Below are 16,155 nucleotides of genomic sequence, written 5' to 3' on the forward strand. Positions count from 1 at the left end.
AATGAACGCGACCATTCTCTTAGGAATTGGTTTGGAATATATCGATACCATTTTCCAGACCATACAAGCCAGCAATTTTTCGCAATACACAATTGCGGGAATGAAAACGCTCGCTGTCTTGTTCTTTTTGGTCAACATCCTTAAAAAATATAACGAAGGAATTGCAGAGAAGGACGGTTACACTTGGGGATTGAGTCCTGGTGAATTGGTCAAGAATTTTACCATTGTCATCTTGGTCATATTCTCAACTCAGGTATTGGGATTTTTTGATGGCATTTTAGTCGCCATTGAAGAACAATATCGAGGAACAGCACCAGCATTATTGCCTTTGCAAATGCAGGATATTCCATTAGAGGAAGACGTAAGTTTGTTTGATGCCGCAAGTTCAGCGATGACACTTTTATATGAAGCCCTGGTTACACCTTTATACGGTTTTAAAATATTGGCATTTATCTTAACTACCCTACTTTGGATATTGGATTTGTTCATCTACCCGCTATTCTTAGCAGAGCGCTTCTTCCTTTTAGGAATAATGCAAGCATTTTTTCCTTTGGTCATTAGTCTTGCAGTTTTTGAAAAGTTTCGTTCGCTCGCCTATACGTTCTTCAAACTATATGCAGCGGTGTTTATGCTGGTGCCAGCTTTCTTTCTGGTCAATATATTTATCAATGCCATATATACGGAAATCAACACCAATTTTTGGGTCAACCTTTTTGGAACAGAGGTTGGCCAGGGCTTTTTTGCACCTGTGGTTCAGTTGGGATCAGTAGGTTTTATTGTTTTCTTGAAATTCACCCTATATAAACGTGCCACGTCATTTACGCTAAGACTATTTACCAACTAAATATTTTCAGAATGAAAACACCTTACAAGAACATTTACAGCGTCCTAAAATTGAATCGGTTTATCGTTTTGGCAGTAGTTGTCTGCGCCTTACTATCCAGCACATTTTCGGTTTGGATGGTATTCAACACCAATCAAAAAGCCCTTAATAGTGCCTTTGCTATCAATACCGATGGCAGTATAATTCCGCTGAAGCTCGTAACCCAAAAGGAAAATTTTCGGGTTGAAGCTTTAGCACATTTGGATCTGTTCCATAACTACTTCTATAACATAGATGCGAGTAATTATGAACGCAATTTGGAAAAGGCATTGTGGTTGGGCAATAGTTCCGTGGACAATCTCTACCGCCAGAAAAAAGCGGATGGTGTTTACAACAGGTTGCTTCAGTATTCCTTGGTTCAAAAAGTACTGAGCATCGATTCACGACTATCTGAAAATAATGGCTCGTATAGTTTTATAACAACCACCATTTTTGAAATCAATAGAGGTTCAATCATCGACACCTATGAGTTGATTTCCACCGGAAACTTGATTACGGTTGACAGAAACTTCCCCAACAATCCGCACGGATTATTAATTACCAACTATTTCGAGAACACCTTAAAAAAACTAAACGATGAAAGTAGAAAAGAATAAAATAGTATTTGCAGCAGTATTGGCCGTGATTGTCATATTCATCATTTCTTATTCCGTAATGGTAATGGGCGATGATGAAAGTGAAACTGAAAACCTTAAGCAAACATTAGTTCCAGATTTAGAAGAAGATCAAAAAGAGTATGATTCCAAACTGGATGCGATTAACGACTTGAAGAAAGTACGTGAAAATAATGCGCCCAGCATTTATGATGAAAAACTGATTGATTCCTTGGGATTTTACGACCCAGATCTTCCAGATCGCGAAAAAGAGCGTATCGTAGATAGCATATATGAAGCTGGTAAGATCCAATATTCAGAAAAGCGATACCAAAACTTGGGACACAAAAGAACTGTTCGCAAAGCGGTTTCAAAGATAGATTCTGTAGAAGTAAAACGAGAACAAAAAATCCAAGCGAAAGAACTGGGATTGGAACATCAATTGTTCTTTGCTGCTGCGCCCAAACTCAATGAAGTTTCAATCATCGGCAATACAGATGAAACTATTTATGTGGTTGTAGATGGCGATCAAGTAGTAAAAGCGAATACCAGATTACGAATGCGCCTTACCAAAGTTGCTACCATAAGTGGTAAAGAAATGCCTAAGAACACACCTGTTTTTGGATTTATCAGCTTTCAACCCAACCGAGCGCTCATTGAAATTGAAAACATACAGCACCACCCTACTAAACTCAAGGCTTTTGATTTATCAGATGGTAGCGAGGGCATCTACGTACAGAACAATTTCAGGGCAGAAGCCACCACCGAAGTTTTGGACGATATTATTGGTGACATTAACATACCTACCATTCCGCAAGTAGGCGGTGTCTCAAAAGTCCTAAGACGAAACAATCGCAATGTTAAAGTAACCGTATTAAATAACTATAGATTAATTCTAAAGCCTAAACTATGAAAACTTTTATCTTAATATTAATTGGATTTGTTTACACTTTCGCACCTCGACTTTGCTTGGCACAGGCTACAGCACAACAGCAACCCATACCTCTTGACACTATTTATGCCAACGACACCAAGAATGTTGCGCTATTCTTCCCAGAACCTATCCGCCAAGGCATAACCGGTTCTGACAATTTTGTATTTACTTACAATCGTGAAGAAGAACAGTATTTTGGCCTTCTTCAAGCGAAGCCGGGGAAGGAAAGTAATCTACTGGTAGTCAATAGAAATGGTTCGATTTTTTCGTATATTGTAAGGTATAAAAAACAGCTTTCTAAGCTCAATTATTTCATTCCGTTATCCAAAAGTATCGGTAATGAAAGGCCGATTTTAAAGGATTCGATTCTTGTAAAATCATCTGAAGAATTTGTAGATAACAGCACCTATTATTACCAAAAATTCTGCTCATATCTTCTCAATAGAAAACAGCGTATAGGACGTATCAAGAAACGAAATGAAGGTATTATCTTGACCGTAGAGAACATTGTTTTTGATAAGGATGAACTCTATTTCGTTATCGAGATTGAAAATACTTCTACAATGGATTACGATTTGAATTTCTTGAACCTATCAGTTGAAACTCGACAAAAAGGAAAAAGAAAATCATTGCAACGGCTCTATCAAGAACCGATATATAAACATAATCTGCCGTCCAAGATTATGGAAAATGAAACGGCTCGCTTTGTTTATGTATTATCCAAATTTTCATTATCTGATGACCGGAGGGCAATTTTGGAATTGAATGAAAAGAATGGCGAACGAAATATAAAAATGAAACTATCGCATAGGTATATTAATAACCCAAATTAATACTGATATGAAAAAATTTGTTGTTTTCTCGCTCATAGCGCTGTTACTTTCTTGTGCTGATTCTGAAACTAAAATCTCGGGGCCAAGTGCCACAGCCCAAATTGTTATTGAAAGCTTTTATGAAAAAGATGAAGAAACTTTAAAGGCTAACTCAACACCACAGGCATATTCTAACTATATGAATACTATAAATATGTTTAATGCTACGGTAAAGGATGATTCCAACTTTACTGTTTTGCAGGATACGATTATGGGGAACGTGGCTTGGGTAAAATATACCACAGCTTATGATAAAACGCCTGGTGTTTTTAAACTGGTTAAACAGGAAGGCAAATGGCTGGCTACCGCAAGAGGTTCAAAGGATAAAGCGCCTTTTTAATAGAGTTTTCTATTTTTCATCGAGGTTGATTTCCCAAGAGCCTCTTGTATCACCGTGACGGACTAAAAAACCTTTATTTTTGATAGCTGTAATGTGCTTACCAACGGCAAATTCATTAATAGCCAAAGCTGAAGGACAAATATTGTTCTTCAACCTGTCTTTAATTTTTAACTGGTCACCGTCGCATCAGCCAAACCGAAAGTGTTCTCTTACTTATCAATACCGATCTAGATAATGCCACCTTCACGATAATTCAGAAATGCAATTACCTCTTTTCAAGTCCATCGGATAGTTCTCGTTTGTATTCTATGCGGTTTGTTTCGGTCATTGTTTTAATAAAATCGGACAGTAAAGATAATGATATTAAATTGTGAGGATAGATGCATACGGTTGCAAAAAGACTACAGTTATTCCGAATATAAGAACATGATTGTAAAAACTAAACTGGATTGAAATGTTAAAATACTCAAAATGTTAATTAACTTTGGCGGTTGTAAAAATCAAACACTTTATGGACAAAGGCGCAAAATTTTATAGATGTGATTTTCAAGTACACAGCCCAAGAGACATTAATTGGACAGGTGCTCGTTTTGGTGTAAACGCTGAGCAAATAGCAAATTTATCACAAATCGAAAAACAGGAAATCGAAGACAATCGAGAACAATTTTGTAAAGAATACTTGGATAAAATAAGTAACTCTGGAATCAATGCCATCGCAATGACTGACCATCACGACGTGGTCTTTGTCCAGCATTTAAGAAAAGTTGCCAAAGAGCAGAACGAAATACACGAATTGATGGGCGAACCAGAAAAAATGGTTACAGTCTTTCCAGGTATTGAACTCAGCCTTTCCAATCCAGCCAGTCAAGTTATAATTATTTTTGACGCTGATTTCGAAGATACACATCTTAATTCTGTTCTTAATTTTATCGGTATACAACCTACAGATAAATTCGATAGGCAGACAGTTCAAACCCAAAGAATTTCCCAAGAGGTAATCAATAACCTATCTCAGCTTCACAAAGTTTTAGATGAAGTAAACTATTGCAAGGGTAGATATATTGTTCTACCTAATGTTGGTAAAGGTGGTCAACATTCAATAATACGCCAAGGCTTCCAAGAGCATTACATTAAAATGCCCTGTGTTGGTGGTTATGTTGATAAAGAAATTTCGCAAGAATCGGGATATCAGAATAAAATTAATGGTGGCGATGTTAATTACGGTAATAAAAGTATAGGCCTTGTCTCTACATCCGATAATAGGTATGAAGACGGACGTGAATTTGGAAAATATTCTACTTGGGTAAAATGGGCTGAACCTACCGCAGAGGCGATTAGGCAAGCGTGTTTGGCCAAAGAATCCAGAATATCCCAGGCCGAACCAGAAATGCCACAAATATTTATTGAAGCAATCGATGTTACAAACTCAAAATTTTTAGGAAGTTTTAATATCAAATTTAACCAGCAGTATAACGCATTAATCGGTGGAAGAGGAACGGGTAAATCAACCATATTAGAATACATCAGATGGGGACTGTGCGACCAAACAGTAAAAATTGGTAATTACGAAGAGCTGGATATTATTCAGAATCGAAGAGACACCCTGATCAGGAAAACATTGACCGCTGTTAGTGGTGAGGTGCGAATAACGATGGTCAAAAACGATGTACGCCATATCGTTAAAAGAAATTCTGCAAGCAGAGAAATACTTTTGAAAATCGGGGATAACGAATTTCAAAAAGTTAGTGAAGAGGATATCCGTAAGGTGCTGCCTATCCAATCATACAGTCAGAAACAGCTAAGCGATGTAGGTGTAAAAACAGAAGAGCTTAAGCGATTCATTGAGCAACCTATAAAAAGTAGCTTAGAGCGGATCTCATACAATTTAGATGAAACGAATCTAAAACTAAAAAATTCCTATAACCAATTGGTTCGCAAGAAAAAAGTACAGAACGAGATAGCCAATTTTAATATTGAAGGAAGTTCTATAAAAGGACAGGTAAAGGGTATTCGGGAATCGTTGAAAGGTATTTCAGAAGTTGATCAAAAAACGATTGATAAGAAATCAAGATTTGAGTTAGAAAAAACAATAATAGAGAATACTGAATCTGAACTGACTCTTTTTGATTCCAAAACAGACGAACTTATTAAACTTTTGAAGTTGTACCCAGAGCCTATAGAACCTTTCCTTGATGATGTTGAAAATAAGGATTTAATAAGTAAGCTCGATACCGAAATCAAAACAAAATTTAAGAACATCAACGATGCTGTTCAAATATTGAAGGATGTTTTTAGCGAAAGTGGACTGAAGGCTTACAATGAAATTGTAGAAGAATGGGAAAATAAGGAAACCTTGTTTAATTCTGAATATGAAACAGCCAAGGGTAAGTCCCAATCTAGTCAAGAGCAATTATCGAACATAAAAAAACTTGAAAACCGTCTGGCCGAGATAAATAGTTTAGTTGCTGAAAGAAAATCTGTGATTAAAGAGCTTGGAAATCCTGAGAATGATTATAACACCTATAAGGAAGAATGGAAAAACCTGCATATAGAAAAAGTTGGTGTCTTGAATGATCAAGCAACAAATTTTACGGATTTGTCAAACAACCTTATAAAAGCAGTAGTTACGAAGAACATTAATCTTGCGAATTTCAAGGAAAAATTGCGTTCAATACTTGAAGGGACTAGGATTAGAGAAGAACGAATAGATGCACTATTGGAAAATGTTCGCAGTAAAGCAGACCCCATTTCTGAATTCATATCCGTTTCCGAAGAACTAAGACTATTAGCTGAATTTAAGCTGGACGAAGATAATCCAGAAGATTTACCTTTAACGCCAATTTTAGATTCAACAGGTTTTACCGAAGACCATAAACTAAAAATTCATTCTAAAATTTCAACCGATGATTGGTTGCAATTAACAGCAACCGAATTGGAATTCAATCCGGAATTTTTTTATACAACCAATAATGAGCTCGGCGATGAAATTCCTTTTCGAGATGCTTCTGCTGGACAACAAGCTACTGCACTTCTTACAGTTCTACTTAATCAACCGGGAATGCCCTTGTTACTTGACCAGCCAGAAGACGACATTGATAATCGAGCTATCGATTCGATAATCCGAAATATTTGGAACGCAAAAAAGAAAAGACAATTAGTCTTCACAAGCCATAATGCCAATTTAGTAGTTAATGGTGATGCTGAATTAGTTATCTGCTGTGATTATAAGGATGCCAGCTCACAAACAAGGGGTGTTATTAAAGCAGAAGGTGCTATTGATGCGAAAGAAATAAAGAACGAAATTACGTCAGTTATGGAAGGTGGTGAAAAGGCATTTAGGCTAAGAAAGGATAAGTATGGCTTTTGATTTATCCAAATATTGACCTCGCCTCATCATAAATCCGTTCAAAATTAGCCGCTAAATCCGCCTGAGAAAATTGCTTGGTTTCTTTAGGAAGCTGCCGTTGAATTCGGGCTAATTTAAACTGCACTTTCTTATCCTTACCATCGGCATAGGTAATAAACTCGCCTTGTTTCAATCTAAAGAACACATCTGCTCTAATCTTTGGGATTTCTTTTTCGCCAGTCGTAATACGAGTATCAAAATCGAGATTATGGCCACGACTGATACTTTTCGTCGGGTCTTTAATGATTTCAAAAAAACGCTCGTAATATTTAGCCGTATCTGGGTCATTGACCTTTCCGAAGAACTGGTAGGATAGGTTGCTCAAAATCGCTTTGCTTGCCTTATCGCCATACATCATATCATTCTGAATTTTGTCCTGCATTACATAAACAGTAGCAATATCATAACTTCTAAGTGTTGCCGGAATGCGGTGCATATTCAGTAATCGGATGGTAGGTGCTTCTTCCATCAATAAAAAAGACGGTCTCTGAGCGCGTACGCTCATTTGCTTGGTAATGGTGTGAATAATGGTTGCAACAACAGGCGAATAGGATGTTTCATATTTTGGATTATTTACTACTGAAATGATTGCTGGATTATCCTCGCTATTAATATTTAGTGGCACTTCGTCTGCGGATAATGCCATAAATATGCGCTGTGTACTAATTCGTTTCAGCGCATTGGCCAAGGTGCTTTTTACACCAGCGGTCTGCCTATCAGAATCCTTACCACTAATAAATGCATCTGCCATTGCCCTCGATATGGTGTTGGTCTCCAAAAACTGAATAAGGCTATCCGTGTCCAATAATTGATAAATCGCTATCAAATGTGGTAGCGTACAGTAGTTGGAATAGTCGGTTTTCAGCTTCCAAATCAAACCACCAATCAAACCTTCGGCAGCATCGTTAAAGAATTTTGTTGTTCCGGTAGTTCCGCTTTCCCTTTGTTCCAGAAGATTTTCAATTAATACCCTTGACACCTCATTTACGCTTTCCTCGTTCTCTAAATAGCATGGCGCAATAGGATTTACCCGGTGGATGATTTTATCGAAGGAAATGATCTTGAACGGGATATCGTTATCTTTAAAAAGTGGGTACGCCATTTCAGTCAGTTCAAAATCCTTGTAATCATGAATGATTCCGCAAAAGCCCTCATTCCGGAAATGTTTTAAAAATCCGTATACCACGCTTTCTGTCTTTCCACTTCCGGCAGAACCTATTATGGACGCGCCCCTCTTGATATTATCCAGTTTGAAATTTCCTTTGGTCGTAGCAAAATTGACTTGATATTTTCTATCGCTATTCTGCACGGTTTCAGTTTTGTGTAGAAAGACATAGAACCCTATATTAATTAGCATTAGAGGACACGCTAGATACAGCAATATTGATACTAATTCATTCACTTCAGAAATAAAGAAAATGAGAAATAAAAGTATTGCGATATTCAAAAGAAACGCATACTTGCTAACCCGAAACATCGCATAGAAAACCATACTGGATAAACCAATAATTGAAAGTACCGATATAAGATTGTCTATCTCCATATCAATTAGATCCCTATTGAACTTGATTTAATGGCCACTTCTACACCACGTCTTAATTGCTTAAAAACCCGAAGTGCAATTTGTGCTTGACTAATTGGAATACTTGGCACTATGGGCAATCCCGTTTTTGTGATCATTTTGAAAGCCAATGCTTTTTCATTGGCTGGCAACTTCATCAAGGCGGCGAAGTATAGATTAGGATTCTTTACAAAATCCTTTCGGGCTTTATAGGTTTCTGCAAAGTTGCGTTTATAGTCAAAAGTCTTGTCAAACGTTTTTTCCGCTTTAGCGAAAAAGGTATCTCTATCAAAACCGCGCTTTACCTTTTTACCGTGCATTTCCACTTCCGAAGCTTTGTGTTTGCTTCCTGGAGAAAGACTAACCGAATTTGAAGCATCCTTTCTGCTAACGATGATATGGATATGACTTTGGTATCCATCTTTTCGCATTCCCTGGACAATACGTTTTCCGTTTTGTTGATGCGGTGCTTGGCGTTCCAATTTTGCTACTTCCCTTTTCATACTTTTAATATTCCCTTCAGCTCTTCCTTCTTGAACATTTCGGATTTCAGTTTTTAGCTGAAGAATTTTTGAAGCGTAAGGTTGATTCTCTTTAATCTGAAAATCTGTTCCTTTAAAGGTTCGTTGATGTTCAATTTTAGCGAAGTATTTTATATCATCTATGGTTATGGGTCGTCCGTGAATTTCTCGATTGAAACTGGCAACATAATCCTTCATAAGCTCACGCGTGTAGGTTTTTAAATCTTGGCTATTGTTCTGAAGTTTTCGTAATTCGTACTTTGACGGACTGACCGTAATCGAATAAAACTTGGGTTCTTTCTTTTTCAATTTTGCGGTGTTTCCATCGATTTCTTTTACCACTTCTTCAGCGGAAATTTCATCGCCATATTGATTGAAAAAGTGTTCCATTTCTTGCTGTTCCAGACCCTCGTTTTCTTTCTCTAAATAGCCCACAAAATCAGCTGAACTTTGTGAATAATTAGTACCCAGCTTTTGAGGTGTTATTGTGATGTACATAGTTCAAAAAATTAAAGTTGGTTACTTGCGTTTTGCTTTTCGCGAAAGCGTACTTCCTTTTTTTCTTCGGCATATTTCTTTTCTACAATCAGCGATTTTTTTGTAGGTTCTTCTGTTTCAAAAAGGGATTGAATCATCGCTACCGTGGGTTTTGTTTGTGTCTTTTCCACGTCTCGCATTATGGCGATAACTGCATTAATTCTTTTTGAAAGTTTTGCTTCAATTGTTCGTCCCGTTGGACCTAATTTTTCTTTTGGCGATATTTCGTTATAGAAGAAAAAATCGAGAATAGTTGACATTGCTTCAGTATGTGACTTGAAGTGTGTTTTCGAAAATTCTTGAAAACGTTTGGCAGTTTTCCGTTTAAACCTAATTGTAATGAATGAATCCATTTTCTTTCGCTTTTTTAAAGATTTGACGTAAATCCACCCCTGTTTACAGGCTATTTCAAGCTGTTTGACGCAAATTGTAGAAACTTTAAAATATCGACTGATTATAAAATACTAATAATCAGATGATTAAAGCGTAAATGGAATCCGTAACATCGCTCAGCGTGTTACCCTCTTGCTATTCCATTTTCGTCCGCACAGCGGACAAAATTTCATACAATTTGCTTATACACAAATTGCTTTTTTCGGAATTCGAATAATTCCAAATTGTAAATTATAGATGGATACAGCTATCAGCGAAAGTCAAAATTAGGATAGCTATAAAAATTATATCTGCTGAATTTCAGCTTTTTAAAGATACAATTTTTTGGAATTTCAGTGAAAAATAGATTCCATAAAAAAGACCTGAAAAATCAGATCTTTTTAGAATTTATAAGGAAGTTCTATTATAACAGTCCCTCATCTGCAAAAGAGAAGTAATTACCGTCTGGAGTAATAATTAAATGATCTAGGACTTTGATATCAAATAACACAGCAGCATTTTTAATTTTCTCCGTAAGCCTTTTATCTGCTTCACTGGGTTTTAAAGTTCCGCTGGGATGATTATGCGCTAAAATAACAGAGGTAGTCAAACTCTTTAGAACTACCGCAAATAGGATTCTCAAATCTACTAATGTGCCGGTAATTCCACCCGTAGAAACTTCATAGATTCCTTTAACCTTATTGGCATTATTAAGAAGCATAACTTTAAAGCATTCTTGCAGTCCTATCTGGTCTTTATTCCACTCACTAAATAATAGTTCGGATGCACTCAACGAAGAAGTAATTTTAGGAGCCTGAGAGATTTTAAAATTTCCCTGATATTTTATCGATATTTCATTAACTTTAGTTTTCATTATTGACTTTTTAAAGGGTTGATAACTGAAAGAGGGCGTTACCGTGAACAAGTACCCGCCCTCTTACTTTTTATTACTGGCTACCGCCATTTTTTACACCTAGTAAAAGAATTTCGTTGGCTTCTACTTCGGTTACATACCGTTTAACTCCATCTTTATCCTCATAGCTACGGGATTTAAGTTTTCCAGCTACTCCAATCTCTTTACCCTTTCCGGCATATTTTTCAATAATTTCTGCATTTTTTCCCCAGGCCACGATAGTGTGCCATTCGGTATTCTGTATTTTTTCGCCTTTTTCATTTTTATAAAACTCATTATTGGCGAGTGAAAAACGGGCAACTTTTTTACCGCTTTCGAGGTTCGTGATTTGTGGATCCTGTCCAACATTTCCAATTAACTGTACGTGATTTTTTAAAGTACTCATAATTCAAAGATTTAAAGATTACTAATTATGCCACCTGAACCTTTCAGATAGATTGCTTTTTTATTTTTCTTAAATGATTTACTTATTATATCTGGAGCGTTTTCCTTTTTTTTGGTTTTTTTTGGTGCGACTTCCTTTTGAATGTTTTTATAAGATTTCAGATTCATTTTAGATTTACTTCCTATAGCGCCCTCGCTGTTACCTTTTTTTGTTGCTGATACATTTTCAATATTTGGAATTGATAAGGACTTATAAAAAGGAGGTACGACTGGCTTATGCAGTGCGTTCAACTTCCGAATGTTGGTATTTTGCTATTAAAAAAAGGGAATGACAGTGAGGGTGCGGGAGTAATTCTAAAGGCGTTTGTGAAATATTAAAACATAGGAAGTAGCATCAAATGAATAAATGGAATTCCTATTTAGCGGACTTAATTCACGATTTAGGCTCGGGAATGTAGTGTCCCTTCCCAGCATGGCGGGAAGGGTTAACGGAATGGAAAGCTGAAATTGGGGATTGTGTCCAAGACCTTTCTAGTGAAGCTCTTTGCCCGTTATGAAGCTTTTCGCGAATTGCAGGGGAATGTGCTGAGTGGGTTTGGGTGTAACCGTCTGTTATATACTTAGCCATCCAGTTTGAGGTACTGGATAAACCTTTATTTATTTTATGCGATAGCATAGACTTCATCAACAGCTTTTTATCCAACCGTTCTTGTTGGCCAAAGCTTTTCTTTAGGACGTTGTGTAGTACTGAATTGAATGCATTGTAGCCCAACCAAAGATTTGGTTCTTCATTGAGCAACAATGCTTCGTAGTTTAAGATTTCGATGACTTCACGAGACTTTTTTGATGGGGCGCTATTCTTGTCGCTACATTCGTATCTAAACAATTTTGTTCTGTGGAGAATCGCCTTCACAAATTCCTGTATGTCGATGATTTTAAATTCCTTCATCTTGTCGAAATTCTTGGTAATGGTATAGAATTCATTAGTCAGAAATTTATCGAACAGATTTTTTAGCCTCGGCATAATTAGGTGAGTATTGTTCTTACTGTGCTTGATGGAAAACTCAATTTCCACTTGTGAAACGTGCAGACCATTTGAACAAACCTTTCTATAAAACCCGAGGTGGCCAGAGGTCTTCTCACTTCCATCATAAGAATTTTTAAACCGAAGCATCGGTAGTATCAAGTCCTTAGCATTCTTGACTGTAAACTGGCTTTTGTCATCGATAATAAAGTCAGTAATAAACGACCTGTCGTTTTTATTGATTGTGCGTTTGTGGAAATTCAGTTGTGCATCGGTCAGCATTTCTTCAGCTTTCTTGAAGAATAGTTGATTCGGAATGTGTCCGTAGCTATTCGATACCACATTGACGATTTTGCCGTTTGATATAATGGCATTTTCAAGCCCTCGTCGGGATTCCATCTGGGTCAGACTTTTTAAGGATTTCATTTCTGATGGAACAAAGATTTCATCCTGTTGCAAATTTTGTAAATACATAGCTTTTGAATTTAGATTAAACAATATTTGAGCATAACCCAAACGGAAGCTAAAATCTCAGCTCAAAAGGAAACGGAATAAATAAGCATAGGATGGCGCGATGGCTTTATGCCGTAGTCTTTTGATGGGTGTATTTTACGAGTTTACCTTGCGTGGATATTGTATTATAATAAAACCCTCTAACGAAGAATAAGTTTGCTGCTTATTGAAATATATTATTTCACCTAAGAATTCATAGGATTTAAACACAAATAGAGGTAATTAACTTCAATAGGAATGTGACTATCAAAACACTAAATTGTTGTACCTATGTTGTACCCACACCATAAAAAAAGGCTTCACATTTCTGTGAAGCCTTGTCTTTTCTAGTAGCGGGAACTGGACTCGAACCAGTGACCTTCGGGTTATGAGCCCGACGAGCTACCTACTGCTCTACCCCGCGATGTGGACGGCAAATATACAACCCTTTTTTCATCATTTCCAAACTTAAACCTAATATTCCTTTTTACTTAACGTCTATCCCGCTCAAAATCCATAAATTGGCCGTTTTTACCTTATGAAAGCAATCAACGATTTTATATCCTCACTTTTGCCCTACACAGAGTGGCCCATGTTCATTCTTCTTATTGGTGGCGGGCTCTTTCTGGCTTTTTACTCCAAATTTGCACCCTTCCGCCATTTTGGTCACGCCATTGCCGTGGTCTCGGGAAAGTACGATGACAAGAATGCAAAAGGAGATGTAAGTTCGTTTCAAGCATTATCGGCGGCAGTAGCAGCAACTGTTGGATTGGGAAACATATCAGGAGTAGCGATTGCTATTCACGATGGAGGGCCTGGCGTTGTATTCTGGATTTGGATGACCGCACTCTTGGGTATGGGCATTAAATTTTATTCAGGGAGCTTGGCCATAATGTATAGGGGTGTGGATTCCGAAGGTCATATGCAAGGAGGTCCCATGTTCTATATCACCAAGGGAATGGGCAAATGGGCAAAACCCATGGCCATATTTTTTAGTATTTGTGGGTTGTTTGGGTTTTTGGGGGTATTTACCGCCAATCAATTTACCGAAGCATTTATGGGCGTTGTGCAACCACATGAAACTCTTTTTGCTACAAGCGAATACAATTGGAAGTTGGGAATAGGCTTTTTTCTGGCCATCATCACATCCATCGTAATTTTTGGGGGATTGACCAAAATCGCCAAAGTAGCATCGGCCATTGTACCATTTATGGTAGGAATTTATCTGTTGGCTGTCATTTTTGTGATGGCTAGTCATGCAGGTGAAGTTTGGCCTGCCCTAAAGATGATTTTGGTCGAAGCTTGGAACTTCGATACCGCCGTAACCGGAGGTTTTTGGGGCCTCGTAATCGTAGGGGTCCGTAGGGCCATGTTCTCCAACGAAGCCGGTCTGGGTAGTGCACCTATGTATCATGGCCAGTCACGTAACGATGAACCGGCAAAAGAAGGGCTTGTTGCCATGTTGGGCCCATTTATAGATACCATTTTAGTGTGTACCTTTACAGCGGTGGTGATTATTTTGAGTGGTGCCTATCTTGAGGATGGGAGTGGAATTACCATGACAATGTCCGCCTTTGAAACCACCTTGTACGGAATAGGAGATGTGCTCTTGATGGTAATCGTGGCAGCTTTTGCATTATCGACCCTGTTCACATATTCGTATTATGGTGTGAAAAGCTTGTCGTTTTTAACGAATGCCAAAATCGGAAAGTGGTACAATGTATTTTTTATAGTGATGATTGTTTTCGCCGCAGTGGCATCCTTGAAATTGATAAAAAACCTGATTGACCTATCATATGCATTGATGGTCATCCCAAATATGATCGCTGTGTTGTACCTTTCACCAAAGGTGAACGCAGCATCCAAACAATATTTTGAAAAAAGAAAGAACGGTGGCGCATAAAGCAGGATTTGTAAATATTATCGGAAACCCCAATGTGGGCAAGTCCACGTTGATGAATGCCTTTGTGGGCGAAAAATTGTCCATTATCACCTCCAAGGCGCAGACCACCCGTCATCGTATTTTGGGCATTGTCAATGGGGATGATTTCCAAGTGATTTTGTCCGATACCCCTGGTATTATCAAACCGGCCTATGAGCTGCAAACCTCCATGATGGATTTTGTGAAATCCGCTTTCGAGGATGCGGATGTGTTGCTCTACATGGTGGAAATAGGGGAGAAAGCGCTCAAAGACGAAAATTTCTTCAAGAAACTACAGAATAGCAAGATTCCAGTATTGCTCCTTCTCAATAAAATTGATAAATCCGATCAGCAAATATTGGAAGAACAAATGCAGTATTGGCAGGAGCAATTGCCCAGCGCAGAAATTCATCCCATATCCGCTTTGGAAAACTTTAATGTAACCGAAGTGTTCAACCGTATTTTGGAATTGTTGCCCGAGGCTCCGCCGTATTACCCAAAGGACCAAATGACTGACAAACCGGAGCGGTTTTTTGTGAACGAGACCATCCGCGAAAAAATCTTGCTTCACTATAAAAAGGAAATCCCTTATTCAGTTGAGGTAGAGACCGAGGAATTTTTAGAAGATGAGGACATCATCCGCATCCGTTCGGTAATTATGGTGGAACGCGATACCCAGAAAGGAATCATTATCGGGCACAAGGGCAGTGCCATTAAAAAAGTAGGGGTGGAAGCCAGAAAGGATCTTGAAAAGTTCTTTGCCAAGCAGGTGCACATCGAACTCTATGTAAAAGTGAACAAAAATTGGAGAAGCAACTCCCAGCAACTTAGGAGATTTGGGTACAATGGCTAGGCATCGCTATTTATTCTTTCAAAAGGCGCAATAGTGTCCCGAACGAATTGTTTCAACTGTTCCATTTGGTCTTTTCCTTTCGATTTTCCCAACCGGCCAAAAGCATAAAGTGCAAACCAAATCACGACTAAAAAGAACATGCCCACTAGCCAGAAGGTAACATCCTTGCCCAAAGAATAATTGGAATAGGCAAAAATTCCCAGGATGATAAAAATGGTTCCCACACCAAAATGCAGGAACATAAAAAAGGTCCATAGCGTGGGATTGGGGCCAAAGACGCCACGAATATTGCTGACACCTTCCTCGAATGAAGATAGTTCCAAATGAAGTTGTGGTGTCCAAAAGTTGGTTTCCGCTTTTTTGAACTTGACAAAAATATGTTCATCCAGTCTTTTGATCAAAAATGGATATGCGGTGGCACTGTCAAAAATGGATTCCAATTGTTCTAAATTTGCCCTCAAGGAGAGCCGAAAACGGGGCCGTAAAACTATCTCGTTGGTCAAGTCGCTCATAATCATTTGAAAATGATGAAAAAAGGTATCATTTTTT

General features: G+C 37.9%; 16 protein-coding genes, 1 tRNA gene and 1 pseudogene. 8 read left to right on the plus strand and 10 right to left on the minus strand.

Annotation, left to right across the window (positions count from 1 at the left end; translation table 11 throughout):
- The first annotated feature begins 1 nt into the window (after position 1).
- Genes GUA46_RS04475 through GUA46_RS04495 form a run of 5 tightly spaced genes read left to right on the plus strand, consistent with a single transcriptional unit; the run spans position 2 to position 3,622 of the window.
- A complete protein-coding gene (locus GUA46_RS04475; RefSeq protein WP_176619454.1) occupies positions 2 to 844 on the plus strand; it encodes a hypothetical protein in 843 nt (280 codons plus the stop codon).
- 11 nt (positions 845 to 855) lie between these two features.
- Positions 856 to 1,479 (plus strand): conjugal transfer protein TraK, encoded by a 624-nt coding sequence (locus GUA46_RS04480; RefSeq protein ID WP_176619455.1) that lies wholly within the window; start codon positions 856 to 858, stop codon positions 1,477 to 1,479.
- The gene (gene traM, locus GUA46_RS04485; RefSeq protein WP_176619456.1) at positions 1,460 to 2,389 is read left to right on the plus strand and encodes a conjugative transposon protein TraM; all 930 of its coding nucleotides are present in this window, start codon (positions 1,460 to 1,462) and stop codon (positions 2,387 to 2,389) included. The genes GUA46_RS04480 and traM overlap by 20 nt, the downstream gene beginning before the upstream one ends.
- Complete coding sequence (locus GUA46_RS04490) at positions 2,386 to 3,243, plus strand: DUF4138 domain-containing protein (protein WP_176619457.1); 858 nt, start codon at positions 2,386 to 2,388, stop codon at positions 3,241 to 3,243. The genes traM and GUA46_RS04490 overlap by 4 nt, the downstream gene beginning before the upstream one ends.
- 7 nt (positions 3,244 to 3,250) lie before the next feature.
- Complete coding sequence (locus GUA46_RS04495; protein ID WP_176619458.1) at positions 3,251 to 3,622, plus strand: hypothetical protein; 372 nt, start codon at positions 3,251 to 3,253, stop codon at positions 3,620 to 3,622.
- Positions 3,623 to 3,631: 9 nt separating this feature from the next.
- Here the strand turns inward: GUA46_RS04495 and GUA46_RS16815 are convergent, their stop codons facing one another.
- Positions 3,632 to 3,775, minus strand: coding sequence for a hypothetical protein (locus GUA46_RS16815; RefSeq protein ID WP_229418428.1), 144 nt, complete (start codon positions 3,773 to 3,775; stop codon positions 3,632 to 3,634).
- Positions 3,776 to 4,133: 358 nt separating this feature from the next.
- On the opposite strand from GUA46_RS16815, the gene GUA46_RS04505 reads away from it, so the two are divergent.
- A complete protein-coding gene (locus tag GUA46_RS04505) occupies positions 4,134 to 6,989 on the plus strand; it encodes a TrlF family AAA-like ATPase (RefSeq protein ID WP_176619459.1) in 2,856 nt (951 codons plus the stop codon).
- Between the two features lies 1 nt (position 6,990).
- Here GUA46_RS04505 and GUA46_RS04510 read toward each other — a convergent pair whose 3' ends face one another.
- The 8 genes and pseudogenes from GUA46_RS04510 to GUA46_RS04545 all read right to left on the minus strand — a co-directional run bounded on the left by GUA46_RS04510 (position 6,991) and on the right by GUA46_RS04545 (position 13,256).
- Positions 6,991 to 8,571, minus strand: a complete 1,581-nt coding sequence (locus GUA46_RS04510; protein WP_176619460.1) for a type IV secretory system conjugative DNA transfer family protein — start codon at positions 8,569 to 8,571, stop codon at positions 6,991 to 6,993.
- Between the two features lie 5 nt (positions 8,572 to 8,576).
- Positions 8,577 to 9,608, minus strand: a complete 1,032-nt coding sequence (mobB, locus tag GUA46_RS04515; protein ID WP_176619461.1) for a MobB family relaxase — start codon at positions 9,606 to 9,608, stop codon at positions 8,577 to 8,579.
- Between the two features lie 11 nt (positions 9,609 to 9,619).
- Positions 9,620 to 10,000, minus strand: coding sequence for a BfmA/BtgA family mobilization protein (locus tag GUA46_RS04520; protein WP_176619462.1), 381 nt, complete (start codon positions 9,998 to 10,000; stop codon positions 9,620 to 9,622).
- Between the two features lie 443 nt (positions 10,001 to 10,443).
- Entirely contained in the window at positions 10,444 to 10,893 is a 450-nt protein-coding gene (locus GUA46_RS04525; protein ID WP_176619463.1) for a JAB domain-containing protein, read from the minus strand.
- Between the two features lie 73 nt (positions 10,894 to 10,966).
- Positions 10,967 to 11,317, minus strand: coding sequence for a single-stranded DNA-binding protein (locus GUA46_RS04530; RefSeq protein WP_176619464.1), 351 nt, complete (start codon positions 11,315 to 11,317; stop codon positions 10,967 to 10,969).
- An 11-nt stretch (positions 11,318 to 11,328) separates the two neighbouring features.
- Positions 11,329 to 11,607, minus strand: a complete 279-nt coding sequence (locus GUA46_RS04535) for a hypothetical protein (protein ID WP_176618792.1) — start codon at positions 11,605 to 11,607, stop codon at positions 11,329 to 11,331.
- 371 nt (positions 11,608 to 11,978) lie between these two features.
- Positions 11,979 to 12,814: pseudogene (locus tag GUA46_RS04540) on the minus strand (DUF932 domain-containing protein).
- A 369-nt stretch (positions 12,815 to 13,183) separates the two neighbouring features.
- Positions 13,184 to 13,256 (minus strand) — tRNA-Met (locus GUA46_RS04545).
- Between the two features lie 114 nt (positions 13,257 to 13,370).
- On the opposite strand from GUA46_RS04545, the gene GUA46_RS04550 reads away from it, so the two are divergent.
- Entirely contained in the window at positions 13,371 to 14,735 is a 1,365-nt protein-coding gene (locus tag GUA46_RS04550; RefSeq protein WP_176619465.1) for an alanine/glycine:cation symporter family protein, read from the plus strand.
- Complete coding sequence (gene era / locus GUA46_RS04555; RefSeq protein WP_108246971.1) at positions 14,725 to 15,606, plus strand: GTPase Era; 882 nt, start codon at positions 14,725 to 14,727, stop codon at positions 15,604 to 15,606. The genes GUA46_RS04550 and era overlap by 11 nt, the downstream gene beginning before the upstream one ends.
- Here the strand turns inward: era and GUA46_RS04560 are convergent.
- A complete protein-coding gene (locus GUA46_RS04560; protein ID WP_176619466.1) occupies positions 15,603 to 16,118 on the minus strand; it encodes a GTP-binding protein in 516 nt (171 codons plus the stop codon). The genes era and GUA46_RS04560 overlap by 4 nt on opposite strands.
- Positions 16,119 to 16,155 lie beyond the last annotated feature (37 nt).

Source organism: Flagellimonas chongwuensis (assembly GCF_013376415.1).
In the GTDB taxonomy this organism is placed as follows: Bacteria; Bacteroidota; Bacteroidia; order Flavobacteriales; family Flavobacteriaceae; genus Flagellimonas; species Flagellimonas chongwuensis.